Here is a 14586-nt window from a genome sequence, read left to right on the forward strand (position 1 = left end):
AAACCGTCAAATGCTATTTGTCACGCTCGATAACAAAACGCGCCAATGCCGCCAGCGTGGATGTATCATAGCCCAGGGCGGCGACATGTTCTAAGGATGACAACGATTCCCGATGCAGATCCAGCGCCTTGGCCCGCGCTCCGTCCAGTCCAAGCAGCGCCGGGTAGGTATTTTTGCCCAGTTGCTGATCCGCTCCCTGCCGTTTGCCGATGGTGGCGGTATCGCCCACAACGTCCAGAATGTCGTCCTGCACCTGAAACGCCAGCCCGATGGCGGCGGCATAGCGATCCAGATGGGGCAAAAGCTGTTTGCCCGGTGCGCCGGCGGCCAGTGCGCCCAGCGCTACCGCCGCCCGGATCAAGGCACCCGTTTTGTGCCGGTGGATGGTTTCCAAGGCCGGCAATGTCACCGGATGACCTTCCGCCGCCAGATCCTGCGCCTGACCCAGACACATGCCGCGGGCGCCGCTGGCCTGCGCCAGGGCGGATATCATCAGCAGGCGATCCTGGGCCGGCACCCCCGGCATCGTCGCATCAGCCAGAATGGAAAACGCCAGCGTTTGCAAAGCATCTCCGGCCAGAATAGCGGTATCCTCGCCAAATTTCCGATGGCAGGTGGGCTGGCCGCGCCGCAAATCGTCATTATCCATGGCGGGCAAGTCGTCATGGATTAACGAATAGGCATGGATACACTCAATGGCCGCCGCCGGCGCGTCCAGTATGTCAGGCGACAGGCCGAACATCTGCCCGGTACGGTAAACCAAAAACGGCCGCAGGCGCTTACCGCCCAATAACGCACCGTGGCGCATGGCCTGCATCAGCGGTTCGCGATGGTCCAGCGGCGCAAAAAAGCGATCCAGCGCGCCGTTGACCCGCTCATGGCTGGCCTTGAGCTGCGAGGCAAAATCACTCATGGTCCTATTCCGCATCCGGGGTGAATGGCGTTAACGGCGCTTCCTTGTCCTCGCTCAACAAAATCTGCACCCGCTGCTCGGCCTGCCGCAGGGTTTGCTGGCCTTGGCGCGCCAGCTGCACGCCTTGCTCAAACGCATTCAGCGCATCCTCCAGCGGCAGTTCGCCGGATTCAAGATGGGTAACAATTTGCTCCAGCTCTTTCAGCGCTGTTTCAAAACTGGCGGGCTGTTCGGCTTTTTTCGGCATAATTTTTTTCAATATAGTGAGTGGCTGCGAGTATGAAAGCAGTCAACGTTAGCCCAGAGTGCGCTGATAAGCAAATTGAGCCTCAATCCGCTGACGGAAGGTGATATACTCCGCGCCTCGGATGCTATTGATAACGCCCGCGCCCAGGCGCCGGGGATTACCGATATCTCATTATATGACGTGTTCCGATGCGTTGTCTTTTTCTGATCACATAACGACTATCGCCATGAAGTTTATCATCAAACTGTTTCCGGAAATTACGATAAAGAGTCAATCCGTACGGCTGCGCTTTATCAAAATCCTCACCAGCAATATTCGCAACGTCTTGAAACATTACGACGAATCTCTGGCGGTAGTGCGCCACTGGGACCATGTTGAAGTCCGCGCCCAGAATGAAAGCCAGCGTACGCCGATTGTCGACGCGTTAACACGTATTCCCGGTATCCATCATATCCTGGCGGTGGAAGATCATCCCTATGAAGATATGCATGATATCTACCGGCAAACCCTGGCGCTGAATCACGATCGCCTGGTTGGCAAAACCTTCTGCGTGCGCGTGAAGCGCCGTGGCACCCACGACTTTACCTCGCAGGACGTGGAGCGCTACGTCGGGGGCGGACTGAACCAGAATGTGGCCGGAACACGCGTCAAGCTCAATCACCCCGAAGAAACGGTGCATCTTGAAATCGAAGATGACCGGCTGCTGCTTATCACCGGACGCTATGAAGGCATCGGCGGGTACCCCATCGGCACCCAGGAAGACGTGCTGTCCCTGATCTCGGCGGCTTCGATTCAGGCGTATCCAGCTATATGCTGATACGCCGGGGCTGTCGCGTGCACTACTGCTTCTTTAACCTCGGCGGCGCGGCCCATGAGATTGGCGTCCGGCAGGTGGCCCACCATATCTGGAACCGCTTCGGCAGCTCCCACCGGGTCCGTTTTATCGCCATTGATTTTGCGGCGGTAGTGGGCGAAATCCTGGAGAAGGTGGACGACGGGCAAATGGGCGTCGTGCTCAAGCGCATGATGGTGCGGGCGGCGTCGAAAATGGCCGAACGCTACGGCATCCAGGCGCTGGTGACCGGCGAGGCGCTCGGCCAGGTCTCCAGCCAAACGCTGACCAATCTGCGCCTGATTGATAATGTCTCCGACACTTTGATCCTGCGGCCGCTTATCTCCCATGATAAAGAACATATTATCAACCTGGCCCGCAGCATCGGCACCGAGGATTTTGCCAAAACCATGCCGGAATATTGCGGCGTCATTTCCAAAAGCCCGACGGTGAAAGCGGTAAAACAGCGTATTGAACAGGAAGAAGCGAATTTTGATTTTGCCATTCTCGATCGGGCGGTTGATGAAGCCCAAAGCATCGACATCAGGGAGATTATCGAACAAACCAACCAGGATGTGGTTGAGGTTGAAACCTCGGACCAGGTAGGCGATAACGATATCGTGCTGGATATTCGCCCGGTGGATGAACAGGAGAGCCAGCCGCTGGTATTGGACAATATTCCCGTCAAGGCGTTGCCGTTTTACAAACTGGGATCCCTGTTCAGTGAACTGGATCAGAGCAAATCCTATCTGTTGTACTGTGAACGGGGAGTCATGAGCCGTCTGCAGGCGCTCTATTTGCGCGAGCAGGGATTTGCCAACGTCAAGGTATACCGGCCGTAAACGGGAATAGGGCGGCGCAGAAAGTATAAAACCCCGGCTGCCGCCCGTTCCCCTTCGCCCCCGTTCGCGGGAAATTCTCAGCCAGCGTAATTATCCACACCCGAGGGCAACACCAATTGCTCCGCCACCTCGGCCGCCTTGGCCGTGCCCAGCAAAATATCGATGATTTTCAGGGAAAAATCCATTGCGGTCCCCGGACCCTGGCTGGTCAACAGGTTATTCTCCTTCACATACACCCAGCGCTTATCACGCCACTCTGTGGGCGGTATACGATCCTTCAATGCCGGGAAGCCGGTCATGGCGACGGAGGGGAACAGCTTATGGTGTTGTAATACCAGCGCCGGCGCCGCGCAGATTGCCGCTACCAGCTTGCCCTGACTTTTTATCCGACGGATGGTCGCCACCAACTGTGGATCGTCCCGGAAGCCTTCAGCGCCTTTGGCGCCGCCAGGCAATACAATGACATCAAACAATCGGTCGAGCACTGCCGACAAGGGCGTATCCGCCAGCAGACGCACTCCCCGCGAACAGCGGACTTCAAGCCCCTCGCCGTTATTCACGGCGGCGGTTGTTACCTCAATCCCGCCCCGCACCAGCAGATCGATAACGGTGACGGCTTCTGTCTCCTCACTCCCATTCGCCAGACATACCAGTGCCGAGACGGTCATAACGATTCTCCTTTTGCTTAACCAGTTCATACAAACGTTGATTGGCGGGGACATTGATGCCGTGCGCCCGCGCGCGCCGCAGTAGATAACCGTTGATATAATCAATTTCGGTATGGCGCTGGGCCCGTATATCCTGCAGCATGGAGGAGGTGTTGCCGGCGGTGTTTCTGATAATCTGCCCGACATAAAGCAGCAGGCTTTCATAGGAGGTGTGAAAACCTTCGCGATCCATTACCGCCGCCACTTCTCGGCATAACTCTTCGATTTCGCTGCTGAAACGCTCGATCTCGCCGTTTGTGCATTCATACACCGCGGTAAGCGGGTTGATAATGCAGTTCGACGCCAGCTTAATCCAGCAGGTAGCGGCGATATTGTCATGCCAGGCCACGTCCGGCAGCGCATCGTGCAAAACTTCCGCAATCGAACTGATGGATTGAGCATTGGCGGTCAGCGGCCCGATACGAGTGGTACCGCTGTAGACATGGATAATGCTGCCATCGCCGCCGCGGTAGGCCGCATGGGTGGTTATGCCTTGCAAAAGGGGCTGGGTCAGGGCCGGCAATTCTTCACGGGTGCCCAAGCCATTATGTAATAATAAGATGGCGCAGTCCGCTTTAAGCTGCGGCAGCAGGCTTCTGATCGCGTCGGAAACCTGCCAGGCTTTCAGGGTCACCAGCAATAAATCGCTCTCGGCCAGTAACGCGGTATTATTGGCCGGCAGCTGATGTTGAAAGGTTTCTCCCAGGGGTGAAACCACATCAACGGTGCAAAAGGGTTGCGGCACGCGCAGCCAGCCCTGGAGGGTATGTCCCTGCTGGAACAGTCCCGCCAGCCAGAGTTGGCCGATAGCCCCACAACCCAGAACGGTAATATTCATGTGCCTAACCCTTGTGTAGATTTAGCCTTCACCCGGCTTCATGTGCAGTGCGACGCCTTCATTATAGACATTTACGCTATATGGGACATATTGCCGCCGGCCGGGGAACAGGCAATGGGCGACCACTGGCTTTTGTATCCGGCAAACCAAGCAGGTATGATGCTTGCCATGGTGAGACTGAAAGAGAAACATTATGCCCTCATTTGATATCGTTTCAGAAATAGATATGCAAGAAGTTCGTAACGCGGTGGAAAATGCCAATCGGGAATTATCCACCCGCTGGGATTTTCGCAACGTGCCGGCAAGTTTTGAGCTGAATGAAAAAAACCAAAGCATAACCGCCACCAGCGAATCCGATTTCCAGGTGCAGCAATTGGTAGAGATACTGCGGGAGAAGCTGGCCAAGCGTGGTATCGAGGGCGGGGCTATCGAACTGCCCGACGAGATGGCGCGCAGCGGCAAAACCTACAGCATCGAGGCCAAGCTCAAGCAGGGTATAGAGTCCACTCTGGCCAAAAAGCTGGTGAAACTGATCAAAGACAGCAAGCTCAAGGTGCAGGTGCAGATCCAGGGCGAACAGGTGCGGGTCACCGGTAAATCACGGGATGATTTGCAGGGCGCCATGGCGTTGGTCAAAGGCGGCGAGCTGGGCCAGCCGTTCCAGTTCACCAATTTTCGCGATTGAGGGGCCCTACCGCTGCCCGGCCTGAACAAATATCGGCGTTCCGCTCTTTGGCTACACTGCCGGAGAGCGGATTTATGGTTATGGCGGGAGAATCCAAGCCGGGATCGAGACGTGGGTATGGTTTTTACAGCCGGGCGTCACGCGTAAGTTCTGTTTTGCAATAATTGATTAAACTACTATTTCTCTAGCAGCTTTATAGATTAAAAAGAAATTACACTCTGCATAGAACAAAACTCATTTCTTTAATGTGAAATAAAATTCTGGCGGCGCTTATTAAAAAAGTAGAGTCAAACTGAATTAAACTCACAAAGAGAATTGCTATGTATATTTCTGATTATAAAACATCTGATAATATTATAAATAGAGAATTATTATCCAATGAAGATAACCCACAAGAATATGAAGAAACATTGCGATTTTTGAGACGCTAAAAGCATAAGAAAGCCGGAAAATATAGCTTTGGCGCCGCCAAAAGTCCGTCACAAGGGAAAGTTAACAAACCTCGCCTTGCAAATACTCTACGCATCGGCTTTTCGCCGATGCAGCCTAGGTTGGGACACGTTAACGCGGCAGGGAATAATCCCTTCAACGCGGCGCCGGACCGCTGTCCGGCCAGTCTGTCTTGGGAATGCCGGTCGCATCGGCTGATAATAACGCTGACACTACCCTGTTTCCTGATGCGATTTTGGTTAAAATCGATAGCCATGATAGCATTTTTCCCAGGCATCACCTGAGACGCAGCGTCGGAAACAATGATGAGTCAGCTTCTCTTTATTTACCGTCTGGATCCTGGCCACAAAAATATTAAAAGTTTTTGATTAATAAAAATCTTATGAATGGCAAACAATCGTGGGGAAACGCGGATTTAATTAATGCTGTGGTGAAGTATATTAATACGAATAGCAATGGAATGGAAAAAGTCGCCAGACGTATGCTAAGACATTCCGGTCTGATGGGAGCTAAAAAATGAGAAAATGAGCGAATTTAATCAGCAAAAACGGTGACTGCCTGGATGCATTCATTGCTTTTGAGAAAGGTATTGAAGCATTTATTGTCAATGAATTTATCAAGGTCTACCGAAATGAATCCTTGGGTAACGTGACCTCACCACAGAATTTCGCCATTCATCTTCTTCAAAAAGTGCGACAAGGATTTACAAACGATACCAGCATGAGCGGGTCGGATGGTTTGCAGGGGGGCGCCTTAGAGTTCATTGCCGATAATATTTTCTTGCCGATTATGCCGACATTTTTTTGATGCTATTCTTGATCCATCAGTGCACTATTCTATCGGGTCTGTTGAATGGGGATATCTACATGCAGGCCTATGCTTTGCCATGGGCGCTGAAATCAATCTGCAATCAATTTCAGCCAGTGAGCTATTATCCTTCGGTATTGTATTGGACTCCATGTTAAAAGAAGGTCTTTCTGACCCTCCCTTTTAAATTGTTTATGTTGCCAGCTATGCTTTATCATGTCAAACATAGCATAGATACTGATGACGTTATTGATATCAATAATATCATTGAGCCTTCCGGCATAAAAAGTTATTCTTGAAGAGTATTTATTGGCCTGTGACAAATTCAATGCCATGAATGATCCGGTAACTTATTTCTCTGAAGCGTTAGCATCCTATCAAACCAGGTCACAGCTTGCTGAAAAGGTGATTGATACATATTGTAACGTAGGGAATAAAGACGAAATGCCCTACGTTTCATACTATAAATACTATAACAGCGGTTTAACCTGTGCTGATGTCGTCTCCGGGCTATCAACGCCGATAGGCAATTGCCGAGTCTAGACTCAATATACGAAAGGCAAAACGCCGATATTGCCGACGCATTCGCAAACGTTGATAAAAGGATTATTTACAAAGTGATATCCGCTATCGATGTTGGCGAACTTGAATTTCTGGCTTTTCGGAGATAAAACCAGAGTGAGCTTCGCACACCGCCTTAAACCACAAACAGCCTTGGGTTATTTGGCTTTTCTCAATATGTTAACTTGGCTATAAGGCAGGATGTCGATATATTCGCGGCGAGTAAAAATAATGAAGAAAGAGTCTATGCATTAATCAAGGAAAAGACGGCTATCGGATAAAACGAACTGATGATGATCTGAAAGCCTATTTTGAGTTATTGAAGAATTTTTCCCTGAATTAGAATTCGATAAAGATGTCAGACTTGTTTTGCATAAGGAAGATCGCGCTCTTTGCAGTCGCCCGATCAATCACTTAAGGTATTGGCAGCACAGCTAAGCCAGCTTCACCGTGACATTTTATACGTTAGTTTGAATAACGAAGGTTATGAAAAACGGCGGCGGAGAAGACCCGGACTTTTTTCTTATCTTTGATACCTTTCCATGATTGCTCAATGCACCTCCTGGCGGCGGAGGAAAAGGAAGCTGCCGTGGCCTGTAGCGCAGATATCGTGATGGTGGGTCCGTTTGCGGTCAAGGGATTAATGATGAGCACCCAGGCCGCGAAAACCTTCGGCTATGGTGCAAGGATAGCATTAGGTGAGGCGGTAAGTGGTTTTGCCGCCAGGCAATCCCTGCGAATGGCGATGAAAAAAGCGATGCCCGCTCTTTCCAGATTTGCTATCTTGCCCGCCTCCCGCGAGCTAAATCGTTTGGCACTGACCGACTTGGGCATCGAATTTCTTCGCCTGTTCGATCCAGGTCTGGAGATGGCCGGGCGATTAAGCGGCGCAATAGTCACACAGGTGACGAAAGGGGTCGGCATTGCAAGCAGATCTGCCCCGGCGCTAAAAAAACTTTTTGCAGCCCTGCAAAGGAAAAAAATCGGGCAATCCATCACTTCCCCGGCAAAACTTTATGATACGGGACGTTTGTCCGCCTCGGGACTGCAGGTGCCGGTGGTAAAGCTCCAGAAGAAAACGCCTGGCGGGCAAGAAATCTATGTCCGGGTAAACCCCGTAAACAATGATATCTTTGGCCGTAAATATACATTGTCCGCCGATAAAACCTTGGTGCCCATCCCCCTTGATTTGGCAAAAAGGCTGGATAATCTTCGAATCCAGGGTTTAGGCGGCCACGGCGCAAAAATACGGGGCAGGCAATGGATGAACGAGCAAAGACATCTGTCGGAACACGTTCATGAATCACTGCGTGAAGTCATACTTTCGCCAGCCAGTGGCCACGGCAATCGCCCCCCTATGCATCATTACCCGCAGGGGGGCGCGGCAGGCAGCGTCGAACGGTCCTGGCGGGCCGCCTATAGGGCGGAAAAGAATTTACCTAAGCAATTTTATATTAAAACCTTCGGCGATGGGGACAGCGAATCCGTGCTTTTTCCGGAAATCGGCATCTCATTGCATCAGAACAGCCTAGACGCCACTGAATATGAGCGCGCCTTTGCCCGATTATTGGGAAATGAAAAAACCGCGGTACGTACCTGGTCTTTGGTTGAAGATGACGTCAGAAGCTACAGTAATGGTTCGCCTAACCTCACCAGCTTGAACAAAAGGCCTATCAACGTCGAGATCAACCAAAAATTGCGGGACGGCTTACCCTTCGCTGCGGACGAAAAAGAGGTTTATGACGGTCTTATGGCTTTTTTGCGCGCGGATATACCAAGGCAGCGCGGAAGCTATCTGCGTATCGCGGAATACCGGCAGGGCCACCACATTCCTTGGCTTCATGATATTATCGTGGGGGACATTGTTACCAATTATCCGCAACTGATGAGCGTGTCGGGGGACGATGCGTTTGCGCGGCTTTTTGCTGAACAGGCCGCGGAAGACGGCCCAGAAATTGAAAAAGGTCTGGAAGCATTAGTTATCTATCGAATCGACAACGGTGGAAAATGCACCCCGCTTATACCTCTGGCCGCCAGCACGGTGCTTGATGAAGTGGAATATCTCTATCCGCCGAAAACTTATTTTCGCGTCAAGGGCATCAGTATTGCCAATGGGATATCACAATATATATTTCCAAGAAAACGCATCGGGGTCATTTTGGAGGAGATATCGGAAGTTCCTTTTAGCGCAAAAAATCTCTTTTCCGGGAATACCTATTGATACGAACCGCCTCCGCCGGCGTGTCACTGAGCCTCTCCTCGGCTGTCGTATAGCCGCCGGCAGCAAGGCAACTGATTTATAGCGCGTCCACCAGACGCTCCAGCTCAATTCGGTTGGTGCGTTTGGTATCGATTTTGACATAGGCGCTCTGCTCTTCCGGCACCACCACCACTTCGGTAACCCCGGGCTGTGATTTCAATCGCTGCTCCAGGCCGCCGTCTTTTACCGCCAGCGCGGACAGGGTCAGCCGCAGGCTGCTGACATAGGGAGGTTCACGCAGCCGGCTGCTCACCAGCCACCATATCAGAGAAATTCCCGCACCGGTCAAGAAGACCAGTCCGGCACCGGACAATTGAAACAGCCAGCCGCCCAGGCTGCCACCCACCGCGACGCCGAGAAACTGGCCGGTGGAGTAGATGCCCATGGCGGTGCCTTTGTAACCGGCCGGCGCTTCTTTGCTGATCAATGAGGGCAATATGGCTTCCATCACGTTAAACGCCAGAAAAAACAGCTGCACGCCGATGAAAATGGTCCACAAATGCAGCCCGGCGGACCATAAAACGATCTCAGCCAGCATCAAGACCGTAATGCAGCCCATAAACACCCGCTTCATCTGCCTTTTAACTTCGGCATAGATGATAAAGGGAACCACGGCGGCGAACGAAATCAGCATGGTCACCAGATAGACTTTCCAGTGATCGGCGGCCGGCAGTCCCGCGTTAACCATCATGGGGGGCAGGGCGACAAAACTGGACATCAATAACGCATGCAGGCAGAAGATGCCGAAATTCAGCTTTAATAACTGGGGATTGGCCAGTACCTTGGCAAAGCTGCCCTTAACGATGCCGGATTCGCGGTTGAGAATATGGGCATCGGCGTTAGGCACCACCAGCAGGGTCAATACGATACCCATCAACGCCAGAATGGCGATACCCCAGAACAGTGCGTGCAAACCGAGGGCATGGGTAATAATCGGACCCAGCACCATGGCAATGGCGAAGGTAACGCCAAAGCTGATGCCGATAAAGGCCATGGCTTTGGTGCGGTTCTGTTCCCGGGTCAAATCCGATAACAGCGCCATCACCGCCGCGGCGATAGCGCCGGAACCCTGCAGAGCACGTCCCAGTATGACGCCCCATATTGAGTCGGTCATGGCGGCTATCACGCTGCCGAGGGCAAACACCAATAGCCCGCCTACGATAAGCGGTTTGCGGCCGACGCGATCGGAAATCAGCCCGAAAGGCAGCTGGAATACCGCCTGCGCCAGTCCGTATATACCGATAGCCAGGCCGATCAGCGCCTCGCTTGCTCCCTGGAGCGCCATACCGTAGGTGGTAAGGACCGGCAGCACCATAAACATGCCCAGCATCCGTAATGAAAAAACCGTACCCAAACCCCAGGTGGCGCGTAGTTCGGTGCCGGTCATTTTATTGTCGTTCATTCTTACCTCATGATACCTAGGCGGGTTATTTTACAGCCATTCTGAAGCGGGGGAAATGGAATGTCTTTTAACAGATGTTACGGCAAAGCGCCATTGATTCGGGAAAGAGGCCGGTTGGGAGAGGGGGACGGCAAAGCAAGGCTTTGCCGTAAAAGACTACTTAGCAGACATTAATGACCATACATTAATGACCATACATTAATTACCATACATAGGATAACAAGCTGTTACTGGCCGGGACCATAAAATCCACCGACATCATGACGCTCAGCGAGGTAATGGCGACGATGGAAAATATAAACAGCTTGCGCGCCCAGACCTTATCATCATTGGCTGATTTGTAGCCCTGCAAGGCCATGCCCAGCCACCAGACGCTTACCGATGCCGCGACAATCAGGTACTTGTAACCGGCATACCCCCCAAGCGTCAGCATCAGCGTGGCCACCATAAAGCCGATGATATAAAGGGTGATATGGTGTTTGGTAACCGAAATCCCCCGTTTCACCGGCAGTACCGGTATGGACGCCGCTTGATAATCCTTGAAGCGGAAGATGGCGATGGCGTAAGAGTGAGGCATTTGCCACAAACTGAAGATCAGCAGCAGGATCAACGCCCCCATATCGAACCTGTCACTGACGGCGCAGTAGCCGATAACCGGCGGCGCGGCGCCCGACAGGCTGCCTATCAAGGTGCCGTAAACCGACTTGCGTTTCATGTACAGGCTATAGATGCCGACATAAACGATAAAGCCCATTACCGCCAGCCACATGGCCAGCGGATTGGCCGCCGTATAGAGCAAGACGAAGCCCACAATACCCAGCACGGTTGCATAAACCAGCGTGACTTTCGGCGAGATAAGTCCTTTCACCAGGACACGGTTTTTTGTCCTTTCCATTTTTTTATCGATATCCCGGTCGATAAAGTTGTTGAAAACACAACCCGACGCGACCACCAGCGAGACACCGATCAAGGTGGCGATAAACAGGGCGTGATCTATCTGGCCTTTTGAGGCCAGAAGAAAACCACCGATGACAGAAATTAAATTACCGAAAATAATCCCTGGTTTAGTGACTTGCAGGTATTTTTTAATCATTACCGTTGCGCTCTTTTAATGGCCCATCAAGTTGTAGTTCAGGTACCACATAATCCACAGGGAGCCCACAACAAGAATCGCGATTATTAATACTGCAAAGACAAAGGCCACCAGGTTCCACCGCTGTTCGGAAGAGGAATCCAAATGCAGGAAATAGATCAGGTGGACTAATATTTGTACTACCGCGCAGGCAACCAGAACCGCAATCAGGGTGGTTTTGGTGGCCGAGCCGTTCATCACCATGGCGAAGGGGATGACGGTTAAAATGATTGACAGTACAAAACCGGTTAAATAGGACTTCAGGCTGCCGTGACTGGCGCCGCCGTGTCCGGTTGCGGAATGACTCATCCTATGGCTCCCATCAGATACACCACGGTAAACACGCAAATCCACACCACGTCGAGGAAATGCCAGAACAGGCTCAGGCACATCAATCGGGTTTGATTGGTGGCGTTCAGGCCGCGCCGGGAAACCTGCACCATCATCACCAGGATCCAGATAAGACCCGAGGTGACATGCAGCCCATGCGTGCCCACCAGGGTGAAGAACCCGGACAGGAACCCGCTGCGGTCAGGACCGAAACCCTCTTCTATCAGGTGATGGAATTCATACAGCTCCATGCAGATAAACGCCAGGCCGAACAGGAAGGTCAGTCCGAGCCAGGTGATAACCCGGCTTTTATTGCCTTTGTGCATGGCGAGGATCGCGACGCCGTAGGTGATGCTGCTGAATAACAGGCAAAAGGTTTCAACCAGTACAAAGGGCAGTTCAAAAATATCCTTGCCCGACGGACCGCCGGCGACACTGTTCACCAGAACCGAATAGGTGGCGAACAGGGTGGCGAATAAAATACAGTCGCTCATCAGGTAGATCCAGAAGCCAAATACCTTTATGGCTCCCGCATCGTGGTGCCCATGCGCGGCATGGGCGGTATCATGATTTGACAGGGTCTCAGTTGACATTATTCACGCCCGCTTCACTAATTTGGTCAAAATGCCGGTTTTCGATACGCTCCACTTCCGCCGCGGGCACGTAGTAATCTACGTCTTCGTTGAAGCTGTGGATAATCCAGGTCACTATCATGCCGGCAAAGCCGACAATCGCCAGCCACCAGATATGCCAGATCATGGCGAAGCCGAAAAACAGGCTGAAGGCGGCGATAATGACGCCTGCGCCGGTATTCTTCGGCATATGGATCTGTTCGTAGGCCAGCGGTTTCTGATAAGCCGTTCCGTCTTCCTTCATCTGCCAGAAAGCGTCGCGATGATCGTTGACATCCGGCACCAGGGCAAAGTTATAGAACGGCGGCGGTGAGGAGGTGGACCATTCCAGGGTGCGTCCGCCCCACGGGTCGCCGGTGAGATCCCGGTTCTGATCCCGCTGGATGACGCTGAGAACGATTTGCACCACCTGGCACAAAATGCCCAGGGCGATAAGGACTACGCCGCCGGCCGCCACCATCAGCAGCGGATGGAATTGCGGGTCGATTTGCTGGCTTAAACGACGGGTCATGCCCATGAAACCCAACGCATACAGCGGCATGAACGCAACGTAGAAACCGATAATCCAGAACCAGAAGGCGCGTTTGCCCCATTTCTCGTTCAGGGTGTAACCGAAGGCTTTCGGCCACCAGTAGGTCATGCCGGCGAAACAGCCGAACACCACGCCGCCGATAATAACGTTATGGAAATGCGCTATCAGGAACAGACTGTTGTGCAGGACAAAGTCGGCGCCCGGCACCGCCAGCAGCACGCCGGTCATGCCGCCGATGGAGAAGGTGACGATAAAACCGACGGTCCACAGCATGGCCGAATTGAAAACAATGCGCCCCTGGTACATGGTAAACAGCCAGTTGAAGATTTTCACCCCGGTGGGTATGGCGATAATCATCGTCATGATGCCAAAGAACGCATTGACGTTGGCTCCGGAGCCCATGGTGAAGAAGTGATGCAGCCAGACGCAGAACGACAGAAGCGTGATGGCGATGGTGGCCCATACCAGCGACGTGTAGCCGAACAGCCTCTTTTTGGAGAAGGTGGCCACCACCTCGGAGTAAACGCCGAACACCGGCAGTACCAGGATATACACCTCCGGATGACCCCAGGCCCAGAACAGGTTGACATACATCATCATGTTGCCGCCCATGTCATTGGTAAAGAAATGGGTGCCCAGATAGCGATCCAGGGTCAACAGAACGATGGTGACGGTGAGAATGGGGAACGCGGCGATAATCAGGATATTGGTGCACAATGCCGTCCAGGTAAACACCGGCATTTTCATCAGCGGCATGTTGGGCGCGCGCATTTTCATAATGGTGGCGAAGAAATTCACCCCGGTAAGAGTGGTGCCGATACCGGCTATCTGGATACTCCATATCCAGTAATCCACCCCCACCCCCGGGCTATACTCCTTGCCGGCCAGCGGCGGATACGCCACCCACCCGGTCTGGGCGAATTCGCCCACGCCCAGCGAGATGTTGATGAGTATCACCCCCACCACAAAAAACCAGAAGCTGATGGAGTTCAGGAAGGGGAATGCCACGTCGCGGGCGCCGATTTGCAGCGGCACCGCCAGGTTCATCAGGCCGACCACGAATGGGGTCGCCATGAAGATAATCATGATGACGCCGTGGGCGGTGACCACCTGATCATAATGGTGGGGCGGCAGGAAACCGGCTTCGCCGGCGGAGGCCAGCGCCTGCTGCGAGCGCATCATGATGGCGTCCGCAAAGCCGCGCAGCAGCATTACGAAGGCCACAATCATGTACATTACGCCGATTTTTTTATGATCCACCGAGGTAAACCATTCATTCCACAGATATTGCCATTTTCCAAAATAGGTAATGGCCGCCACCAGGGCCAGCCCGATAACGACAATGGCGGCCACGGTGATAATAATGATCGGTTCATGATACGGAACCGAATCCAGCGTTAATAATCCGAACATCGT

The 14586-nt window shown here is 52.6% G+C and carries 12 protein-coding genes and 1 pseudogene; 3 read left to right on the plus strand and 10 right to left on the minus strand.

Going from position 1 to position 14586, the window contains the following annotated elements; all coding sequences use genetic code 11:
• Nucleotides 1–13: 13 nt before the first annotated feature.
• Nucleotides 14–913, minus strand: coding sequence for a (2E,6E)-farnesyl diphosphate synthase (ispA, locus tag GTU79_RS06725; RefSeq protein WP_420854157.1), 900 nt, complete (start codon nt 911–913; stop codon nt 14–16).
• 4 nt (nt 914–917) lie between these two features.
• A complete protein-coding gene (gene xseB / locus GTU79_RS06730) occupies nt 918–1160 on the minus strand; it encodes an exodeoxyribonuclease VII small subunit (protein WP_132922949.1) in 243 nt (80 codons plus the stop codon).
• Nucleotides 1161–1386: 226 nt separating this feature from the next.
• Here xseB and thiI point away from each other — a divergent pair.
• Nucleotides 1387–2834 (plus strand): annotated as a pseudogene (gene thiI, locus GTU79_RS06735) (tRNA uracil 4-sulfurtransferase ThiI).
• A gap of 77 nt (nt 2835–2911) precedes the next feature.
• Here the strand turns inward: thiI and yajL are convergent.
• Together yajL and panE are read right to left on the minus strand one after the other, a co-directional pair.
• On the minus strand, nt 2912–3502 hold the full coding sequence (yajL, locus tag GTU79_RS06740; protein WP_203522403.1) for a protein deglycase YajL: 591 nt from the start codon (nt 3500–3502) through the stop codon (nt 2912–2914).
• The gene (gene panE / locus GTU79_RS06745; RefSeq protein ID WP_132922946.1) at nt 3462–4379 is read right to left on the minus strand and encodes a 2-dehydropantoate 2-reductase; all 918 of its coding nucleotides are present in this window, start codon (nt 4377–4379) and stop codon (nt 3462–3464) included. Before panE ends, yajL begins: the two co-directional genes overlap by 41 nt.
• 193 nt (nt 4380–4572) lie before the next feature.
• Here panE and GTU79_RS06750 point away from each other — a divergent pair, with 193 nt between their 5' ends.
• On the plus strand, nt 4573–5064 hold the full coding sequence (locus GTU79_RS06750; protein WP_132922945.1) for a YajQ family cyclic di-GMP-binding protein: 492 nt from the start codon (nt 4573–4575) through the stop codon (nt 5062–5064).
• Between the two features lie 1349 nt (nt 5065–6413).
• On the opposite strand, the gene GTU79_RS06755 is transcribed toward GTU79_RS06750, so the two are convergent.
• Entirely contained in the window at nt 6414–6656 is a 243-nt protein-coding gene (locus GTU79_RS06755) for a hypothetical protein (RefSeq protein WP_214513794.1), read from the minus strand.
• A gap of 779 nt (nt 6657–7435) precedes the next feature.
• On the opposite strand from GTU79_RS06755, the gene GTU79_RS06760 reads away from it, so the two are divergent.
• Nucleotides 7436–9103: a hypothetical protein gene (locus GTU79_RS06760; protein WP_214513795.1), complete on the plus strand. Its 1668-nt coding sequence runs from the start codon at nt 7436–7438 to the stop codon at nt 9101–9103.
• Nucleotides 9104–9179: 76 nt separating this feature from the next.
• Here the strand turns inward: GTU79_RS06760 and GTU79_RS06765 are convergent, their stop codons facing one another.
• The 5 genes from GTU79_RS06765 to cyoB all read right to left on the minus strand — a co-directional run bounded on the left by GTU79_RS06765 (nt 9180) and on the right by cyoB (nt 14583).
• Entirely contained in the window at nt 9180–10544 is a 1365-nt protein-coding gene (locus GTU79_RS06765; protein ID WP_203522401.1) for an MFS transporter, read from the minus strand.
• 202 nt (nt 10545–10746) lie between these two features.
• Complete coding sequence (cyoE, locus tag GTU79_RS06770) at nt 10747–11637, minus strand: heme o synthase (protein WP_132922942.1); 891 nt, start codon at nt 11635–11637, stop codon at nt 10747–10749.
• 15 nt (nt 11638–11652) lie between these two features.
• Nucleotides 11653–11985 (minus strand): cytochrome o ubiquinol oxidase subunit IV, encoded by a 333-nt coding sequence (locus tag GTU79_RS06775; protein ID WP_132922941.1) that lies wholly within the window; start codon nt 11983–11985, stop codon nt 11653–11655.
• Nucleotides 11982–12599 (minus strand): cytochrome o ubiquinol oxidase subunit III, encoded by a 618-nt coding sequence (locus GTU79_RS06780; protein ID WP_132922940.1) that lies wholly within the window; start codon nt 12597–12599, stop codon nt 11982–11984. Before GTU79_RS06780 ends, GTU79_RS06775 begins: the two co-directional genes overlap by 4 nt.
• On the minus strand, nt 12589–14583 hold the full coding sequence (cyoB, locus tag GTU79_RS06785) for a cytochrome o ubiquinol oxidase subunit I (RefSeq protein ID WP_203522400.1): 1995 nt from the start codon (nt 14581–14583) through the stop codon (nt 12589–12591). Before cyoB ends, GTU79_RS06780 begins: the two co-directional genes overlap by 11 nt.
• Between the last annotated feature and the right edge of the window lie 3 nt (nt 14584–14586).

It is taken from the genome of Sodalis ligni, from assembly GCF_016865525.2.
GTDB lineage: Bacteria > Pseudomonadota > Gammaproteobacteria > Enterobacterales > Enterobacteriaceae > Acerihabitans > Acerihabitans ligni.

Coding starts and splice junctions, on each gene's coding strand:
- cyoB (WP_203522400.1), bottom strand. CDS start 14,583: ATGTTCGGATTATTAACGCTGGATTCGGTTCCGTATCATGAACCGATC.
- GTU79_RS06750 (WP_132922945.1), top strand. CDS start 4,573: ATGCCCTCATTTGATATCGTTTCAGAAATAGATATGCAAGAAGTTCGT.
- ispA (WP_420854157.1), bottom strand. CDS start 913: ATGAGTGATTTTGCCTCGCAGCTCAAGGCCAGCCATGAGCGGGTCAAC.
- xseB (WP_132922949.1), bottom strand. CDS start 1,160: ATGCCGAAAAAAGCCGAACAGCCCGCCAGTTTTGAAACAGCGCTGAAA.
- GTU79_RS06760 (WP_214513795.1), top strand. CDS start 7,436: ATGCACCTCCTGGCGGCGGAGGAAAAGGAAGCTGCCGTGGCCTGTAGC.
- GTU79_RS06775 (WP_132922941.1), bottom strand. CDS start 11,985: ATGAGTCATTCCGCAACCGGACACGGCGGCGCCAGTCACGGCAGCCTG.
- GTU79_RS06780 (WP_132922940.1), bottom strand. CDS start 12,599: ATGTCAACTGAGACCCTGTCAAATCATGATACCGCCCATGCCGCGCAT.
- yajL (WP_203522403.1), bottom strand. CDS start 3,502: ATGACCGTCTCGGCACTGGTATGTCTGGCGAATGGGAGTGAGGAGACA.
- GTU79_RS06755 (WP_214513794.1), bottom strand. CDS start 6,656: ATGGCATTGAATTTGTCACAGGCCAATAAATACTCTTCAAGAATAACT.
- cyoE (WP_132922942.1), bottom strand. CDS start 11,637: ATGATTAAAAAATACCTGCAAGTCACTAAACCAGGGATTATTTTCGGT.
- panE (WP_132922946.1), bottom strand. CDS start 4,379: ATGAATATTACCGTTCTGGGTTGTGGGGCTATCGGCCAACTCTGGCTG.
- GTU79_RS06765 (WP_203522401.1), bottom strand. CDS start 10,544: ATGAACGACAATAAAATGACCGGCACCGAACTACGCGCCACCTGGGGT.